The sequence below is a fragment of the Sneathia sanguinegens genome (assembly GCF_001517935.1).
Lineage (GTDB): Bacteria > Fusobacteriota > Fusobacteriia > Fusobacteriales > Leptotrichiaceae > Sneathia > Sneathia sanguinegens.
The window spans coordinates 1-16,636 of the sequence record NZ_LOQF01000008.1 but is presented as its reverse complement, the minus strand read 5'-3'; the positions used below and the strand labels follow the sequence as shown (position 1 = coordinate 16,636).

Sequence of the window (16,636 nt, the reverse complement as noted above, 5' to 3'; positions counted from 1 at the left end):
TTAATTATAAATATAAAGCATAGCTTTTTTCAAAATATTTCTTTGTGATGAAAAAGTTAAAGTCTTCATAGCTTGTTTATAATCTAGCCATTCAGCAAAAACTAATTCCTTTTTGTCGATTAAAATATCATAATTAATAGCCTCTGCTACAAAGATACTTACCTCTTTATATGTATTTTCACCTAATATATATTTTAATCTCTGCTTATATTTTGTATTTATAGCAATGTCTATATTTGTTTCCTCCTTTGTTTCTCTTATTGCCGCTTGTTCTTCTGTTTCATTTTGCTCTATATGTCCCTTAGGAAAACCAAAACTTTTTTCATTTATTCCCTGTATTATCAAAAATTGATATTTTCCTTCATATTTTCTATAAACTACTGCTCCTGAACTCTTTTCATATAATAATTTTTTATGTTTAGCATATTTATCTAAAATATATAGTAAAATATCATATTTATAATTTGCTATTTTACCTTTTAATACTGCAGAAAACGCCCACATTTTCATTTCTATAAACTTTTTATTATTCAAGCCTAAATTATATAAATCAACATTGTCTAAATCTAAATCTGATAAAAATACTGGTTCTTCTGCCATATATAGTCTTTGTATATTATATAGAATTTTAAGTATATTCTCTATATCTAATTTATATAAAATCATTATTAGATTAAATAATTTACAAACTGTCTTATTATTAACCAAATCTAGTAACATTCTTTTTAACATTATTAAAGAAAGTTTCTTATCTATAATATTATGATAATATATCAAATTTTTAACATTATTTATAGTAAAAAATTTAAAAGTATTTTTAAAATCTTCATAGTAGACTATACTATCCTTTTCATAAGATCTTTCATAGTTTAATTTTTTCTTTCCTGAAAATGAAAAAAGAACAGTATATGCCAATTCTAAATCAATATTCTTATATACCCTCAACATATACTTATATTTTTCACAAATCATTTTAAATACTTCTTTATTAAAAGTAAGATTAGAAAAAATAGGAATAAAATGCTTCAAAATATTCAATGAAAACATTAACTCCAAAGCCTTATCAGCATATGGTAATACTATAATTTTATTAAATTCTAGTAAAAGTCTATCTTTTGAAAAAAAAGAAAAAAGATTTTTATCCCGAGCCAAAGCTTCTATTGCTTTTTTTAAATTATCCTCTAAATCAAAATTGCACTTTGCAACAAATCTGAAGGCCCTTAAAATTCTAATTCTATCTTCCTTTAACCTTTGTTCTGGTTCACCTATAACTCTTATTATCTTATTATTTAAATCTTGATAACTTAAAAATATATCGATAAGTTTTATTCCATTATAGGCAAAAGCATTTATTGTAAAATCTCTTCTTTTTAAATCTACTTTTATATCATCAATAAAATTTATTTCCTTAGGATTTCTTCCATCAAAAATACCTTTATCTTCCCTTAATCTTGTAATTTCATATCTCTTATCTTTATGCTTAAAAGATATTAATTGATATTTTTCAGAATTAATTATAGGTTTATATTCAGAAAAAAGTTCTAATATTATTTTTTTATCTATATCTGTTGCTATATCAATATCTTTGCTTTCTATACCCAACAATTTATCTCTAATATAGCCTCCAACAATATAGGCCTGTCCCATTTTTTTTAATTTAAAAAGAATTTCTTCAACATCTTTATCAACATTAATTTCCATTTTTCTTCCTTAATTTAATAATATAGAAATTATCAAGAAATTCATTTCTATAATCTAAATAAATACCTCCAATTTCATCTTTAATATAATGAATTTGTTTTGGTATTTCTAAGGGACAAACTTCAAGAAAAGGATATTTTTCTAATATATATTTAATATTATTTGTATTCTCATTTTTTGTTATGGTACAAGTGCTATATATTAATTCTCCTCCAATTTTTAGATAAGGTAAATTCATTTCTACTATTTTTTTCTGTATTTTCTTTAAGGCTTTTATATCTGCCAACTTAACTCTATATAGTTTTTCAGGTTTTCTTTTTAAAACTCCTAAACCTGAACAAGGAACATCTAATAAAATTTTATCAAACATTTCTTTTTCAAAATTATTTGCCTTCGTAGCATCCTTTAACTCTACTTTCATATTTTCAAAACCATATTTCTCTTTCACACTATTAAGCAAATCTATTTTATGTTCATATATATCAGTAGCTATTAACTTTTTAGGCTTTTGTATATTCATTATACATAAAGCTTTACCACCTGGACTACTACAAGCATCTAATACCACATCTTCTTTTTTTGCATTTACATTTTTAGCTACTAAATAAGAAGCTGCATCTTGAATAAAATATTCATTTTCTTGTAATTTTTCCAAACATTTATTTGATTTCAAATAAATTACACTATCTACTCTAAATAGAATTTCATCTTTATTAGCCAAGCAAAATTCGTCAACATTAACTAAATCTTGATTTAATCTAATTGACAAATAAGTCCTTTTTTTCAATGCTTTTAATATTTCTAAATATTCTTGTTCATAATCTATTTTTATTTTTTGGAAAATGTCCTTTGGATATGAATACTTTTTATCCCACAATTTATTATCTTCTATTTCTTTATTAAGTTCTGGCAGCTTTACTATTATTTTCTTTAGAGTAGAATTAACAAACTTAGCTTGATATTCATTTATATTCTTAGCTATTTCATTTGCTTCATAAACTACTCCTTTATTATCTGCTTTTGTAAAAATTATCTGTGTCAAAGATAGTCTTAATAAATGTCTTATTCTTCTTTTACTAATATGCTTTGTAAATTTATCTAAAATATAGTCAAGGTAGATTAAATTTTTTAAAACTACACTAACTATATTTTTTATAAAATTCTTTTGTTCCCTTGTATATTTATTATGATTAAATTTATAATTAATTTCTATATTACTATATTTTTCATCATCTATTACCGCTTCTAATATGTCTATTATATCTTCTTTTATCATTATTTATCTATTATCCTTCTTTTTATAAGTGTCGATAAACTAGCTAATTGTTTTTCTGATTGTATATCGATGTACACATAATCTGCTAATTTTTTGTCTATTGGCATATACATCATGTCCATACAAGCATTTTGTATATTAATATCCTTATATCCTAATTCTAATATCGCTATTTGCATATCTTTTTTTGCTTTATTAGAACTACCATAAAATATATACTCGCCTTTTTTTACTAACCTTTGTTGCAAAACTTTAACCTTTAGATAAGCAACTTTTAAAAAACCTTCATTAAAACCATAAAGTCCCATACCTATTCTACAATATTCATATTTTTTACCATATTTTAACAAGGTTTCAGTTGAAAATAGGTGTTTAGGTATATTTGGATAATGTCTTGCAAAAGCTTCAAATTTTTCTATTTGTTCTTTTACTCTTTTTTCATTAAAGGCATCAGAAATATGTGAATATACACTCAAAATTTTAGGAAAATCTACTAATTTATCAAAACCTAATCTATTAAGTCCTGTATTAAAAGACAAATGTACAGCTATGTCTTTATATTTTTTTATTTGTTTTTCTGAAAATAAGGTAGGCTCAAAAATATATTTTTTAACTAATTCAAGATCTTTTTTATCTACATCTCCTAAAATCATAATTCTACACTTAGCATCTAATTTTCTAATTTTTAAAGCTTCTTCAATATTACTAACAGCAAAAAAATTCTCACCTTCTTCTAACAAGATTTTTGCTATATTTTCTATGCCCATACCATAAGCATTTGCTTTTAAAACATAAATATTATTAGATGAATATTCTCTTATTTTTTTCAAATTACTTATCAATCTTTTTTTGTATATTATTAATTCTGCCATATTTTCCAAGTCCATAATCCAAAATAACTGCTAAAAATTCTAATACTGCCTCAATAGACAAAAACATTTCTAAAATATTAAAATATGCTACCAAGATATATATAGTTGCCAAACATCTATGTTTTTTACTTACATATGCTCTATATGCAAAATAGAAAGTAGATATCAAATATGACCATTTTGCTAAAATAACCATATACATAAATTTATCATTAAATATCACCAAATTGCTTACTACTGTTGAAGCATTGATAGCCACTGTAATTAAGCTATTATATACTAAAATTAGCAAGCAAAGACCTTTTAAATTGAATCTCATAATCGTGTATTTTTTTGAAAAATATATGCAATAGAGCAATGTTAATACAATTCCTCCTACAGTTATATATATGCTTGGAACTTTACAATAATCAACTAACAATTTTAAAATCAAAAAGATAAGTAAAGCTAAAGTTGCTAAATTATATAGAATTTTCTTCATTTTTATCTCCAAACACTAGATAAAATTTTTCAAAAACTTTTTCAGAATAAGTACCTTTTGATATTATTTCATAAATTTTTGCATTATATCTTTCCTTTATTATTGGTAAGGCACTAGATATCTTTTTTATTAATGATAAGGCTATATTAAGCGTATTTTCATTAATATTTGTTTCTTTTAAATAGTATCTTAAAATTTTATCAGCTTCATATACTCTATATTTATTATATCCAAAAACATTTAATATTATATCAATATAGTCTGAATAATACTCCATAAATTTTTTATCTTCTATATCTTTTTTATTTATTTTTTCATTTGATAATACTTCAAGTGTAGAATTAAAAAATTTATTAATAGCTTGATTGAAAGTTTCACAACTTGTGTCAATTTTAAATCTTTCAATTCTTTGCTTAGCATTCAAATCATAGGTAAAAATTTTAAACTCAAAAGAACCTAGCTCATCTTTCACATTCAATTGCCCTGTTAATATCATATCTAAATTAGAAATACCCTTTTTTAATCTTTCGAAATACTCTGTACTATATTCATTTCTTATAAGCTTCACACCTAAATCATCATATAAAAATACACTAGCACTTCTTAGATTTGTTAATATATCAATTTTTTCATTTAGGTATAAATGTATATTTTTTGAAATATCTATTATTTTATCTTGTAATTTAAATTTAGTATTTAAAACAAAGGGTAAAATAAGTATAGTCTTCCCATTTTTTTTGTCTTTTTCTTCCTTAAATAGCATATTATATATCGGTTCTTTTAAAAGTAAACTCTTTGTCTTTCCCCATGAATCTTTTTTCAAATATGAATTATACTTTGCTAAGCTTTCATTTTTTAATTTTTTCTTTAAAAATTGCTTTTCATAAATATAGAAATTTTCATTTAAATTTTGTCTTTCGTACAATTGATATAATAAATTAAGACCTTTATCACATTGATTATCTTTAAAATAAAAATTTAATATAATTTGATGAATTTTTTCTTCATTAGTTGAAATGTCATATAAAGGTAAAATATAATTTTCAAAATCTACATATCTATTATTAATTAATAAAAATTTTGCCACTTCATATAAATGGTCATCTGTTAAATGAAATTGTAAACTCTTAAGATAATTTTCTATGCATTTATCTAAATTATTATTTTTGTAATATATATCTCCTATTTCTTTATATAAAAACCACGAATTAAGAACGGCTGCTTGTTCTTGCAACCACTTCAAATAATCTTCTGAATCATATTGTTTCTTTACCAATTCCTTAAGTTTATACAAGGCCTTAGTGTAATTCTTATTTAAAGATATAGAAAAAAATAAGCTCTTTTCCATACCTTGAATATCACCAATTTGTTCTTGAGCAAGTGCCATTTCATAATACATTGCATAAGTCAAAGAATTCCCATTTTTTGAATATTTTTCATATACATCTATTGCATCCGAATATAATCCATTTTTTTCATAGCATTGAAAAAGTAGACTAGCACATCTTTGATCTTGAGGATATTTACTATATAATCTTAAGCAATATGTCACAACATCTTTAGAAACTCCATAACTTATTGCAAGTTCTAATTTATCATATTTTTTATTAAGACTTGCATTAGATGCTAAAAATTGTTCTAAATCTTCCAGCCATTTCTTTTTATCTACTTCTATTAATTCTCCATTATCATCATTTATTTTTATTTTTTCAACTATCTTTTCTTTTCCTTTTTCTTCCTTCTTTTTTCCCAACAAAAAATCCCAGAACATAAAACCATCTCCTATTTTATTATTTCATCAATGGCTCCTCCACCTATACAAATGTTAGCTAAATATCCAACAATAATTTGACCTTCTGTAACAGCTCGTTGTGGTTCATCAAATATAACTTGAATACTAGAATTTTCCTTTTTATATATAGTCGCAGCTACATCTTTTTGTCTATATCTAAATTTCACAGTACATCTTAATGGAAAATTAATTATTTCAGAATTTATAATATTAAAATCTTTACATATTAAACCTTTAGAATAAAGTATGCTTGTATCCCCCTGAGAAACAACTAATTCATTTTTTTCCAAATTTTTATAAGCAACAAAATATGGTTGTCCATTTCCTTCTTTGCTATTACCTATACCTATACCTTTTCTTTGTCCTATAGTATAGTACATAAGTCCATTATGTCTGCCTAATATTCTACCCTTGTTATCAACAATGTTACCTGCTTTTGAAGGTAAATATTGGCTTAAAAATTTATTAAAATCTCTTTCTCCTATAAAGCAAATACCTGTACTATCCTTTTTCTTAGCTGTTTTTAAATTATACTCTTCTGCTATTTTTCGTATTTCTGGCTTTGTATAATCTCCCAAAGGAAATATAACCTTTTCTAATTGTTCTTTTGATAATTCAGATAAGAAATATGACTGATCTTTATTATCATCTATTCCCCTTAATAGAATTGCTCCCTTATCACTATGTATTACTTTAGCATAATGCCCTGTAGCTACATAATCTGCCCCCAAACTAAAAGCATATTCTAAAAAAGCTTTAAATTTTATTTCTTTATTACACATTACATCTGGATTAGGTGTTCTTCCTTTTCTATATTCTTCTAAAAAATATTCAAAAACTCTATCCCAATATTCTTTTACAAAATTAACTGAAAAACAAGGAATACCTATACTTTTTGCAACTTCTTGTGCATCCAAATAATCTTGTTCACTGGTACATTGACCATTTTCATCTTTTTCTTCCCAATTTTTCATGAATACACCTATCACATCGTACCCTTGTTGTTTTAAAAGTAAGGCTGTTACAGAAGAATCAACACCTCCAGACATACCTACAACAACTTTTTTATTCATAAATAATTACTCCGTTTTTATTTTTATTATACACTATTTAATTATTTCTTACAATTAAAAAGGGAAAGCTTTAAAACTTTCCTATTTTAATAAATGAGTTATATTTGGATCCTTATAATTTAAATTATGTATCGAATTAATATATCTAATTGTTTTAGATGAACCTCTAACTAATAAGGTTTGAGTTCTGGCTATATCTCCCTTTCTTCTAACACCTTCAAGTAAATCTCCACTAGTTACTCCAGTTGCTGAAAAGATTATTTCATCTGTATTAACTAAATCTTTTAATGTTAAAACATCACCTACATGTAAACCTCTTTTTTCACATCTTACTTTTTCAAAATTAGAAATTTTATCATTTTCAAGTGATATTCCTTTAACTTCTGATCTTAATTTAAGCCTTGCTTGCATATCTCCACCCATAACTTTTATTACAGCAGCAGATATAACACCTTCGGGAGCTCCACCTATGCCATATAGCATATCAACTTCTGAATCTGGCATACATGTTAATATTGACCCTGCAACATCTCCATCAGGTAAGGCATATACCTTTATACCTTTTTCTTGTAAATCCTTTATTATTTCCTTATGTCTTGGCTTATCTAATACAACTATCATTAGATCTGTTATCTTCTTATTCTTAGCCTTTGCTACTATCTCAATATTTTCTATAAGTGGTTTTGATAAATCTATCAAACCCTTAGCTTCAGGTCCTACTATTAATTTTTCCATATACATATCAGGAGCTTTTAAAAATGTTCCTCCTTTAGCAACAGCTAATACTGCTAAAGCATTTGATTGAGCAAGTGCTGTCATTCTTGTACCTTCTATTGGATCTACTGCTATATCCACCTTTTCATAATTAACATTGTTGTCTTTTAAGCCTACTTTTTCACCAATATATAGCATAGGTGCTTCATCTATTTCTCCTTCACCTATAACAATTTCTCCATCTATCTTAATTCTATTAAGTATAGTTCTCATGGCATCAACACCAGCTTGATCGGCTGCTTCCTTATTACCTCTACCTATCCATTTATATGCTGCTAATGCAGCAGCTTCAGTAACTCTAGCAAATTCTAATGCTAATTCTCTTTTCATTTTTCCTCCATTTTTAAAGGTCTATCACTTTACTAAATGTATATTTTCTCCATATTTTTTTTATATTATATCATAAAAATAGCTAGTAACCAACTAGCTATTTTTAATATAATTATTTAATTTCTTGTCCAGCTGTAGGACCTGATTTTAAAGTATCTATTCTTTCAATTTTTATTACTGTTACAGCTTTTGGAACTCCCATTTTACCTTCAGCCCATTTTTTAGCTTCTTCGTAATACTTTCCTTCTTTATATACTTTTGCCTTTCCAATAAATCTATAACCATCTAATTTTTCACGATCTACTACTATTATTGTAACATTACCTGTTCTTTCTATGTTTTTTTCTGTTCTTCCAGCTGTATTTTCATTAAAAACTATAGTTTCATCATCATAAATTCTTCCTGATCTTTTAGGACCTACATTAGCAGTCAAGTCTTCATTTACAGTTGCTATTATTGGTAATTGTTCAGAAAACATTTTTTTCATTTCTTCTGTTAATTTCATTATAACTCCTCCTATATCTCACATATTGCTTTAGCTACTTCTTCTTTTGTTATACCTAAGAAATATTTTGATATATCAATGTCTTTTAAAGCTTCTAGTACATCCTTGTAAGTATATCTTCTACCTATCAAAACTTTTTCAATATCATCAACATCCTTAATACCAAAGAAATCTCCATATATTTTAATATTTTTAATAATTGATCCTTGTACATCTGCATATGTTGTAATTTTACCAGATTGATACTTAACCCCTCTTTTTATATTATAGTCTGGAGCCTTGCCGTATACCCAATCCCATGTGGCTTGTTTTGTATCTCTTGCATGCTTTATTTCTTCTAATTGTTTTTCTGTAAATACATATTCAGTAAAATCTTTTTTGGTACTCTTCATTTCTTCTAATATCATATCCATAAATTGCTTTATAGTAATCTTTTTAGGTAATTCATTCAATATATTAGTAACTCTACTTCTTACTGATTTTATTCCTTTTGATTCTATTTTATCCTTAGATACCTTAAGAGCTTTTGTTAAAACTGTTAAATCTACATCAAATAAAAGACAACCATGATGCATCATTCTACCATTGAAATATGCTTGTGCATTTCCACAAATCTTTTTATTATCTATTTGTATATCATTTCTTCCTGTAAATTCAGCATTAACTCCTAATTTTTTTAGTACATTTATAACTGGTTGTGAAAAAGTTTTAAAATCAAAAGCTTCATTTCCTACTTTTGAAGAAATAATAGTATAATTTAGATTATTTAAATCGTGGTAAACTGCTCCTCCACCTGAAACTCTTCTTGCAACACAAATATTATTTTCTCTTACATATTCTGCATTAATTTCTTCTATTGCATTTTGATGTTTACCTATAATTATTGATGGTTGATTTATCCACAGTATAAAAATTTCTTCTTCATCTGTTAATTTTTTAAAGCAATATTCTTCCATTGCCATATTAAAATGTGTATCATTCGTTTTACTAACTATATACTTCATTTATTTTTACCCTCTTCTATTTATTTATCTTTTTTGGTAAATGTATAGCTTCTCCTAAGACATCAAGACAAGCTTCATATAAAGCTTCTGAGAATGTTGGATGTCCATGTATAGTTTTAGCTACTTCATCTACAGTAATTTCCATTTCTACTAATGTAGCTGCTTCATTTATTATTTCTGCAGCTGCTGGACCTATAATATGTACTCCTAATATTTCTCCATATTTCTTATCTGCAATTACTTTTACAAAACCTGTTGTTTCATCTGAAGCTATAGCTCTACCATTACCTGCAAAGTTGAATTTACCTACAGAAATATCATATTTTTCTCTAGCTTGTGTTTCTGTCAATCCAACCATACCTATTTCTGGCATTGTATATACAGCTGCAGGAGTAGAAGCTAATTTTATTTTTCTCTTATTTCCTTGCATTGCATTTTCTGCAACCAATTCTCCCATTCTAAATGCTGCATGAGCTAACATTTTAATACCATTTACATCTCCAGGTGCATAAATTCCTTCTATATTAGTTTCCATATATTCATTAACTTTTATTCTACCTCTTTCAAGTTCAAGACCTAAATCTTCAGTACCTGTTAATTCTGGAACTCTTCCTATTGATAATAGTGCTTTATCAACAACTACATCTTCTTTACCTTCTAATTTAAGTGTTAATCTTCCTTCTTTTTCTTCAATAGAATTTAATCTACTTGATGTTAATATCTTTATTCCTTTACTTTCAAGTGATTTTCTCAATACTTGTGAAACTTCTTCATCACATGATGGAACTAATCTATCAGACATTTCAATAATTGTTACATTTGAACCGAATGAATTGAAGGCTTGAGCTAATTCAACTCCTACAACTCCTCCACCTATGATTCCTAATGTTTCTGGTACTTGTCTTAATTCAAGTATATCATCACTTGTTAAAACTAATTTACTTTCTATACCTGGTATATTTATTTTACTTACTTTAGATCCTGTAGCTATAACTATCTTATCAGCTGTAAATTTCTTATCATTAACTAATACTGTCTTATCTTTTTGTACTTTACCTATACCATTTATACAATCTATACCATAGCTTCTGAATAAGCCTTTAATACCATTAGTTAATGTCTTAACTACGTTATTTTTTACATCAACTGTTTTATCCATATCAACAGTATATTTTTCATCCTTTAATATTATACCTCTTTTTTTAGCGTGTTGTATATTTTCTATTATTTCTGCATTCTTTAGATATGTTTTTGTTGGTATACATCCTCTATTTAAGCAAGTTCCACCAACTTCAATTTTTTCTATTACCAAAGCCTTAGCTCCCAATTGAGCTGCTCTAATTGCACAATAATATCCTGCTGGTCCTCCACCTATAACTATTATATCATAGTCTTTTGAAGCTTTTGTTTCTTTTTCCACTTTTTCTTCTTTAACTTCTGTTTCCTTATTAGCTCCTTCTGGATTTATAACCTCACCTTTTTTACCTATATATGCTATTACTTCTGTTACTGGAACTGTTTCACCATCTTTTCTTAATATTTTCAATAAAGTTCCTGAAACTTCAGCTTCTAATTCCATATTTGTTTTATCAGACATAATTTCAAGAAGAATTTCTCCTTCTTTTACTTCATCGCCCTCTTTTTTCTTCCATTCTAGTATTTGTCCTTCTTGCATATCAACACCAAGTTTTGGCATGATTACTTCTGTCGCCATATTTTTTCTCCCCTTTACACTAACATCATAATTGGATTTTCTAATAATTTCTTTAAATCTTGCATAAATTTAGCACCAGCTAAACCATCAACTAATCTATGATCTATAGTCAAGCATAAATTCATCATAGGTCTTATTACTATTTGTCCATCTCTTACAACTGGTTTATCTACCGTTGCACATACTCCTAAAATTGCTGAATTGGGTTGATTAATTATTGGATTAAAACTATCAACACCATACATTCCTATGTTACTAATAGTAAATGTACTACCACTCATTTCATCAGGTTTCAATTTCATTTCTAAGGCTCTTTTTGCTAAATCTTTTAAGCCTACAACTATTTCTGTTAAACTCATTTTATCAGCATTTTTTAATACTGGTGTTAATAAACCTTCATCATAACCTACTGCCATTGATAAATTTACATAATCATGTAATTCAATATTTTTAACATCTGGTGTTAATGAAGCATTAACAAATTTATGTTCAGGTTTTTGTAATGTCTTTATAACTGCCATAGAAATTAAATCTGTATATGTTAATTTTAAACCTGTTTTTTCTTTAATAGGTTCTATTAATTTTGCTCTTAGTGCCTTTAACTCTGTCATATCTATTTCATAATTCAAGGTAAATGTTGGTGCTAAGAAATAGCTTTCTGACATTCTTTTTGCAATAACTTTTCTCATTGCAGACATTGGTATTATATTACTATTTTCTACAGGTTTAGTAATAACTTCTTCTTTTTCTTTCTTAACTTCTGCAGGCTTTTCTTTATTCATTAAAGCTAAGATATCTTCTTTCATTATTTTTGATCTAAAGCCACTACCCTTTATTTTAGTATAGTCTATATTATTAATTTCTGCAATTTTTTTAGCTAGTGGTGTTATTCTAGGTCTTTCATTTTCCATAAACATCATTACATCTTCTTTATGTATTCTTCCTTTCGCTCCTGTTCCTGATATCATTGATAAATCTACTTGCATTTTTTTTGCCATATTTCTAGCTGCAGGAGTAGCTCTTAATTTTTCTTCCATTTTTCTCCTCCTACTGTTTATTCATAATATCGTGTATTTTTTTCTTAATATCTTCGACACTTGGTATCATTTGTACTTCTAATACTCTTGCATAAGGTATAGGTACATCTTCTCCAGCAAGTCTATATATTGGCGAATCCAAATAATCAAAGGCATCTGATTCAGATACCATTGCAGAAATTTCACCTATAAAGCCACCTGTCTTGTATGCATCATTTACTAGCATTAATTTACCTGTCTTTTTAACTGACTCTATTATTATTTCTTTATCTAATGGAACTAAAGTTCTTGGGTCTACAACTTCTACACTAATTCCTTCTTTCTTAACTTCATCTGCAGCTTGTAAGACTCTTTCTAACATTCTTCCATAAGATACGATTGTTAAATCCTTACCTTCTCTTTTTATTTCTCCTTTACCTAAAGGTATAGTATAATCTGGATCTAAAGGTACTTCTGCTTTTCTACCATATTCAGCCTTTGGTTCTATAAATATTACTATATTATTATCTCTAATAGATGATTTTAATAGCCCTTTTGCATCTGATACTGTTCCTGGTGCTACAACTTTTATACCCGGTATATGACAAAGCCAACTTTCTAATGCTTGTGAATGTTGAGCTGCTGATCCTATACCTGAACCTGAAGCACATCTAATTGTTACTGGCACTTTTATACCTTGACCACCAAACATATATCTCAACTTAGCTCCTTGATTGACAATTGCATCTAATGCTATTGTTATAAAATCCATAAATGTTAAGTCTACTATTGGTCTAAGCCCTGTAATACTAGATCCTATAGCACAACCTGCAATAGCTGCTTCAGAAATTGGTGTATCTATTACTCTATCTGGTCCAAATTCCTTAAACATACCTACTGATGTTCCGAAATCTCCACCATAGATTCCTACATCCTCACCCATTAAATATATATCTTCATCTCTTCTCATTTCTTCACTCATAGCAAGATTAATTGCTTCTCTATAAGACATTAATTTTGTTTCCATCATTTTCCCCCTATTTAATCTGCAAAAACATCTTCGAATGCTACATCAAGTGTTGGATCAGGACTATTTTTTGCATATTCTACAGCATCCGCTATTCTTTGTTTTGATTCTTCTTCTAGTTTGCTTAATTCTTCTTGTGTTGCCACCTTATTTTCAATTAAATATTCTGAAAACTTTTTTAATGGATCTCTTTTTTTCCATTCGTCAACTTCTTCTTTTGTTCTGTATACCCCTGCATCTGCTGTTGAATGACCAAACCATCTATATGATTCAACTTCCATTATAACAGGTCCTTTTCCACTTTTTACATGATCTATTGCTTTTTGAAATTCGTTATATACTTTAACAACATCATTTCCATCTTTTTCATATAGACCTAATATACCATAAGCATCTGCTCTAGTATATAAATGTGGTGTATTAGTAGCATGGTGTATATCCATACTTATTCCATATTTATTATTTATAATAAAGAATATTACTGGTAAATGCCATGTTGCTGCCATATTAACTGATTCATGAAATGATCCTTCATTTGTTGAACCATCCCCACAAATTGCAACTACAAAATTTCCTGTTTTTTTCTTCTTTTGTGTAAAAGCAGCACCTACAGCTAAGGCAAATCCTCCACCAACTATACCATTAGTACCATAATTTCCTTTTTGTATATCAGCAAGGTGCATAGATCCACCTTTACCTTTTGATACACCTGTAACTTTTCCAGCTAATTCTGCCATCATCTTATTAATATCCATTCCTTTACCTATACATTGAGAATGTCCCCTATGAGTAGTAAAAAGAATATCCTTATCTGTCATTGAAGCAGTTACAGCTATCCCTGCAGCTTCTTCTCCAACCGAGAAGTGTGTCATACCTTGAACAAATCCTCTTCTAACAAGTTGATTAATTTTCATATCAAAGTTTCTTGCATCTTGCATGTGAACAAACATTTCAAGTAGCTTTTCTTTTGTAATTTCCATAACTTCCCCCTTTATACACTATATATTAATTTTAAACCCAAAAATCAATAATGTCAAACAATCTTTACAATAAACCCTCTATTTACTTATTGTTAATCTTTTAACAAGCCTTTTATTTCATCTAGTAAAAAACATGATAAGAGAAAAAGGATATATATGGAATAATCATAGCTATATATTATCCTCTATATATTAATTTTAAACCTAAAAATCAACATTTTCAAACAACTTTTACTGCAAAACCTTTATTTACTTATTGTTAATCTTTTAACAAGCTTTCTTATTTCATCTATTAAAAAATATTAACCATCATTTTTAATTTAATTATTTTTTAACAAATTCACTTAATTTATACATTTTCGCCTTTAATATATTAAATTAAATATTAATAATATAAAAATAATTAGACATTAGTGCATAAACTACATAAGTAGCCTAAGTTGATTTTAAATATAACTTGTGTTATAATTACCATAGAATGAGGAGGTAAAAATGAAAAAAACTATTTTATTTATTTCATTAATCGCAACAACATTTTTTTCATTTGCAGCCAAAAGTGATTATTTAGGTATTTGGAAATCACAAGCAGCTAAAAGTGGAAATGTTGCAACTATTAAAATCTTTGAAGCAAACAATAAATTATATGGAAATATTATTGGAATGACACATCCTAAAAAAGATGATAAAAATCCTGATAAGTCTAAAAGAAATAGAGATATTGTTGGTATAACAATAATAAGTAGTTTTACATACGATAAAAACAATGACAGTTTTGAAAATGGAGCAATTTACGATCCTGAAACAGGTAAAACATATTATTGTTCTTTAAAATTAGAAAATCACAATACTTTAAAAGTACATGGTTATGTAGCTGGTATCAAACTATTAGGTAGAACTGTTATATGGAAAAGAAAATAAGGAAGGTTATTTACCTTCCTTCTTTTTCTTTAAGCACATATTTATCATATCTACTTCTTTTTTTCTTTCAATATATATTGCAATCCAAATTACTAAGTATATAATAACAAATACCAATAATGAGAACCATAAATTTTTTATACTTAACCATTTTAAATATTTTCCTACAATAATAAAATATACTATTAAGCCCATTAATTGTAAAATTGTTTTTAATACTAAATGTATTTTTAATTTGTAAATTTTACTAGTTAAAAGTCCAACAATACCAAAACCTCCATAAAATATACATTGAATAATTTTTGCATACCCTGAAGGTACACTGTCAACAAATGAAGAAACACCAACGATATTAATATGTAAAAATATTGATATTATTGCTTCAATTAAACTCCCTATACCAACACCAATTAAAAAACTATCTATATACTTTTTCATAATACCTCCTTACAATCCAAGTAATGTTTTAAAAGTCTTTAATTTTCTTCTAGAAACATATGAATATTCACCATTTTTTAATTCTACAGAAATTGTCCCTATAAACGATAAATCTAATTTTTCTATATAATCTAAATTAATAATTTCGCTTCTTGAAATTCTAATAAACTTTTCCAAGAATAATTTTTCCTCTAGCTCATAGATTCTCTCACGAATTTCATATGTGTCTTTCATAGTACTTACAAATACTTTTTTATCTAAAGCATATGCTCTAACTATCTCATCAAAGTCTAATAAATACGTCTTATCATCTTTAATTGCTAATATTTTCTTAGTAGCTGATGATAATATTCTCTCATATATATTTTGTATATCACTTGTGTATTCATTACAATAAATTACAACTTTAGGATTAGAATATTTTTGATCAATTGAAATTTCTACTTTCATCTTACCTCCTCGATATTAATATATCAAATAAATTAAGTATTAACAATAGATTTGAGATATACGCAATATTTTTAAAGATAAAAGGTAAAAAAAAAGGAGTCATAAAACTCCTGTCAAAACAAACTTGGCAGTTACCAATCTTCCCCATTACTGAGTATTTTAGGCGTATATAGGCTTAACTTCTAGGTTCGGTATGTTGCTAGGTGTACCCCTATAGCTTTGCCACCAAGTTTTAATAAGACAATTAGAAATAAATAGTAGTTGTAAAAAAGATCCTTTAGTAAA

General features: G+C 26.8%; 16 protein-coding genes and 1 rRNA gene. 1 reads left to right on the top strand and 16 read right to left on the bottom strand.

Annotation, left to right across the window (positions count from 1 at the left end; genetic code table 11):
- The 13 genes from AWT65_RS04370 to AWT65_RS04310 all read right to left on the bottom strand — a co-directional run bounded on the left by AWT65_RS04370 (position 1) and on the right by AWT65_RS04310 (position 14,545).
- Positions 1-1,701 carry an NUDIX domain-containing protein gene (locus tag AWT65_RS04370; protein ID WP_066729731.1) on the bottom strand — a complete coding sequence of 567 codons (1,701 nt, stop codon included), beginning with the start codon at positions 1,699-1,701 and terminating at the stop codon, positions 1-3.
- The gene (locus AWT65_RS04365) at positions 1,691-2,977 is read right to left on the bottom strand and encodes a transcription antitermination factor NusB (RefSeq protein ID WP_066729729.1); all 1,287 of its coding nucleotides are present in this window, start codon (positions 2,975-2,977) and stop codon (positions 1,691-1,693) included. The genes AWT65_RS04370 and AWT65_RS04365 overlap by 11 nt, the downstream gene beginning before the upstream one ends.
- On the bottom strand, positions 2,977-3,849 hold the full coding sequence (locus tag AWT65_RS04360; RefSeq protein ID WP_066729727.1) for an alanine racemase: 873 nt from the start codon (positions 3,847-3,849) through the stop codon (positions 2,977-2,979). The genes AWT65_RS04365 and AWT65_RS04360 overlap by 1 nt, the downstream gene beginning before the upstream one ends.
- Positions 3,809-4,330 carry a hypothetical protein gene (locus AWT65_RS04355; protein ID WP_066729725.1) on the bottom strand — a complete coding sequence of 174 codons (522 nt, stop codon included), beginning with the start codon at positions 4,328-4,330 and terminating at the stop codon, positions 3,809-3,811. Before AWT65_RS04355 ends, AWT65_RS04360 begins: the two co-directional genes overlap by 41 nt.
- The gene (locus tag AWT65_RS04350) at positions 4,311-6,101 is read right to left on the bottom strand and encodes a tetratricopeptide repeat protein (protein WP_066729723.1); all 1,791 of its coding nucleotides are present in this window, start codon (positions 6,099-6,101) and stop codon (positions 4,311-4,313) included. The genes AWT65_RS04355 and AWT65_RS04350 overlap by 20 nt, the downstream gene beginning before the upstream one ends.
- Positions 6,102-6,112: 11 nt before the next feature.
- Positions 6,113-7,195, bottom strand: coding sequence for a tRNA 2-thiouridine(34) synthase MnmA (gene mnmA / locus AWT65_RS04345; RefSeq protein WP_066729721.1), 1,083 nt, complete (start codon positions 7,193-7,195; stop codon positions 6,113-6,115).
- An 81-nt stretch (positions 7,196-7,276) separates the two neighbouring features.
- A complete protein-coding gene (gene glpX / locus AWT65_RS04340; RefSeq protein WP_066729719.1) occupies positions 7,277-8,299 on the bottom strand; it encodes a class II fructose-bisphosphatase in 1,023 nt (340 codons plus the stop codon).
- Between the two features lie 112 nt (positions 8,300-8,411).
- A complete protein-coding gene (locus AWT65_RS04335) occupies positions 8,412-8,807 on the bottom strand; it encodes a pyridoxamine 5'-phosphate oxidase family protein (RefSeq protein WP_374041690.1) in 396 nt (131 codons plus the stop codon).
- Between the two features lie 8 nt (positions 8,808-8,815).
- A complete protein-coding gene (locus tag AWT65_RS04330; RefSeq protein WP_066729715.1) occupies positions 8,816-9,808 on the bottom strand; it encodes a lipoate--protein ligase in 993 nt (330 codons plus the stop codon).
- Positions 9,809-9,824: 16 nt separating this feature from the next.
- On the bottom strand, positions 9,825-11,522 hold the full coding sequence (gene lpdA, locus AWT65_RS04325) for a dihydrolipoyl dehydrogenase (RefSeq protein ID WP_066729713.1): 1,698 nt from the start codon (positions 11,520-11,522) through the stop codon (positions 9,825-9,827).
- A 14-nt stretch (positions 11,523-11,536) separates the two neighbouring features.
- Positions 11,537-12,559, bottom strand: a complete 1,023-nt coding sequence (locus AWT65_RS04320) for a dihydrolipoamide acetyltransferase (protein WP_066729711.1) — start codon at positions 12,557-12,559, stop codon at positions 11,537-11,539.
- Positions 12,560-12,569: 10 nt separating this feature from the next.
- Positions 12,570-13,565 carry an alpha-ketoacid dehydrogenase subunit beta gene (locus tag AWT65_RS04315; RefSeq protein WP_198142952.1) on the bottom strand — a complete coding sequence of 332 codons (996 nt, stop codon included), beginning with the start codon at positions 13,563-13,565 and terminating at the stop codon, positions 12,570-12,572.
- 14 nt (positions 13,566-13,579) lie between these two features.
- On the bottom strand, positions 13,580-14,545 hold the full coding sequence (locus AWT65_RS04310; protein ID WP_066729709.1) for a thiamine pyrophosphate-dependent dehydrogenase E1 component subunit alpha: 966 nt from the start codon (positions 14,543-14,545) through the stop codon (positions 13,580-13,582).
- Positions 14,546-15,037: 492 nt separating this feature from the next.
- Between AWT65_RS04310 and AWT65_RS04305 the strand changes: the two genes are divergently transcribed.
- Entirely contained in the window at positions 15,038-15,463 is a 426-nt protein-coding gene (locus tag AWT65_RS04305) for a DUF2147 domain-containing protein (protein ID WP_066729708.1), read from the top strand.
- Between the two features lie 6 nt (positions 15,464-15,469).
- On the opposite strand, the gene AWT65_RS04300 is transcribed toward AWT65_RS04305, so the two are convergent.
- From AWT65_RS04300 to rrf, 3 genes are all read right to left on the bottom strand, one after another.
- Complete coding sequence (locus AWT65_RS04300) at positions 15,470-15,901, bottom strand: DUF3021 domain-containing protein (protein ID WP_066729706.1); 432 nt, start codon at positions 15,899-15,901, stop codon at positions 15,470-15,472.
- A 9-nt stretch (positions 15,902-15,910) separates the two neighbouring features.
- Positions 15,911-16,351 carry a LytTR family DNA-binding domain-containing protein gene (locus AWT65_RS04295; RefSeq protein ID WP_066729704.1) on the bottom strand — a complete coding sequence of 147 codons (441 nt, stop codon included), beginning with the start codon at positions 16,349-16,351 and terminating at the stop codon, positions 15,911-15,913.
- A gap of 122 nt (positions 16,352-16,473) precedes the next feature.
- Positions 16,474-16,581: ribosomal RNA gene (gene rrf, locus AWT65_RS04290) — 5S ribosomal RNA — on the bottom strand.
- Between the last annotated feature and the right edge of the window lie 55 nt (positions 16,582-16,636).

Excerpts from the sequence above, each read along its gene's own strand:
- AWT65_RS04370 (WP_066729731.1), bottom strand. The coding sequence starts at position 1,701 with ATGGAAATTAATGTTGATAAAGATGTTGAAGAAATTCTTTTTAAATTA.
- AWT65_RS04365 (WP_066729729.1), bottom strand. The coding sequence starts at position 2,977 with ATGATAAAAGAAGATATAATAGACATATTAGAAGCGGTAATAGATGAT.
- AWT65_RS04360 (WP_066729727.1), bottom strand. The coding sequence starts at position 3,849 with ATGGCAGAATTAATAATATACAAAAAAAGATTGATAAGTAATTTGAAA.
- AWT65_RS04355 (WP_066729725.1), bottom strand. The coding sequence starts at position 4,330 with ATGAAGAAAATTCTATATAATTTAGCAACTTTAGCTTTACTTATCTTT.
- AWT65_RS04350 (WP_066729723.1), bottom strand. The coding sequence starts at position 6,101 with ATGTTCTGGGATTTTTTGTTGGGAAAAAAGAAGGAAGAAAAAGGAAAA.
- mnmA (WP_066729721.1), bottom strand. The coding sequence starts at position 7,195 with ATGAATAAAAAAGTTGTTGTAGGTATGTCTGGAGGTGTTGATTCTTCT.
- glpX (WP_066729719.1), bottom strand. The coding sequence starts at position 8,299 with ATGAAAAGAGAATTAGCATTAGAATTTGCTAGAGTTACTGAAGCTGCT.
- AWT65_RS04330 (WP_066729715.1), bottom strand. The coding sequence starts at position 9,808 with ATGAAGTATATAGTTAGTAAAACGAATGATACACATTTTAATATGGCA.
- lpdA (WP_066729713.1), bottom strand. The coding sequence starts at position 11,522 with ATGGCGACAGAAGTAATCATGCCAAAACTTGGTGTTGATATGCAAGAA.
- AWT65_RS04320 (WP_066729711.1), bottom strand. The coding sequence starts at position 12,559 with ATGGAAGAAAAATTAAGAGCTACTCCTGCAGCTAGAAATATGGCAAAA.
- AWT65_RS04315 (WP_198142952.1), bottom strand. The coding sequence starts at position 13,565 with ATGGAAACAAAATTAATGTCTTATAGAGAAGCAATTAATCTTGCTATG.
- AWT65_RS04310 (WP_066729709.1), bottom strand. The coding sequence starts at position 14,545 with ATGGAAATTACAAAAGAAAAGCTACTTGAAATGTTTGTTCACATGCAA.
- AWT65_RS04305 (WP_066729708.1), top strand. The coding sequence starts at position 15,038 with ATGAAAAAAACTATTTTATTTATTTCATTAATCGCAACAACATTTTTT.
- AWT65_RS04300 (WP_066729706.1), bottom strand. The coding sequence starts at position 15,901 with ATGAAAAAGTATATAGATAGTTTTTTAATTGGTGTTGGTATAGGGAGT.
- AWT65_RS04295 (WP_066729704.1), bottom strand. The coding sequence starts at position 16,351 with ATGAAAGTAGAAATTTCAATTGATCAAAAATATTCTAATCCTAAAGTT.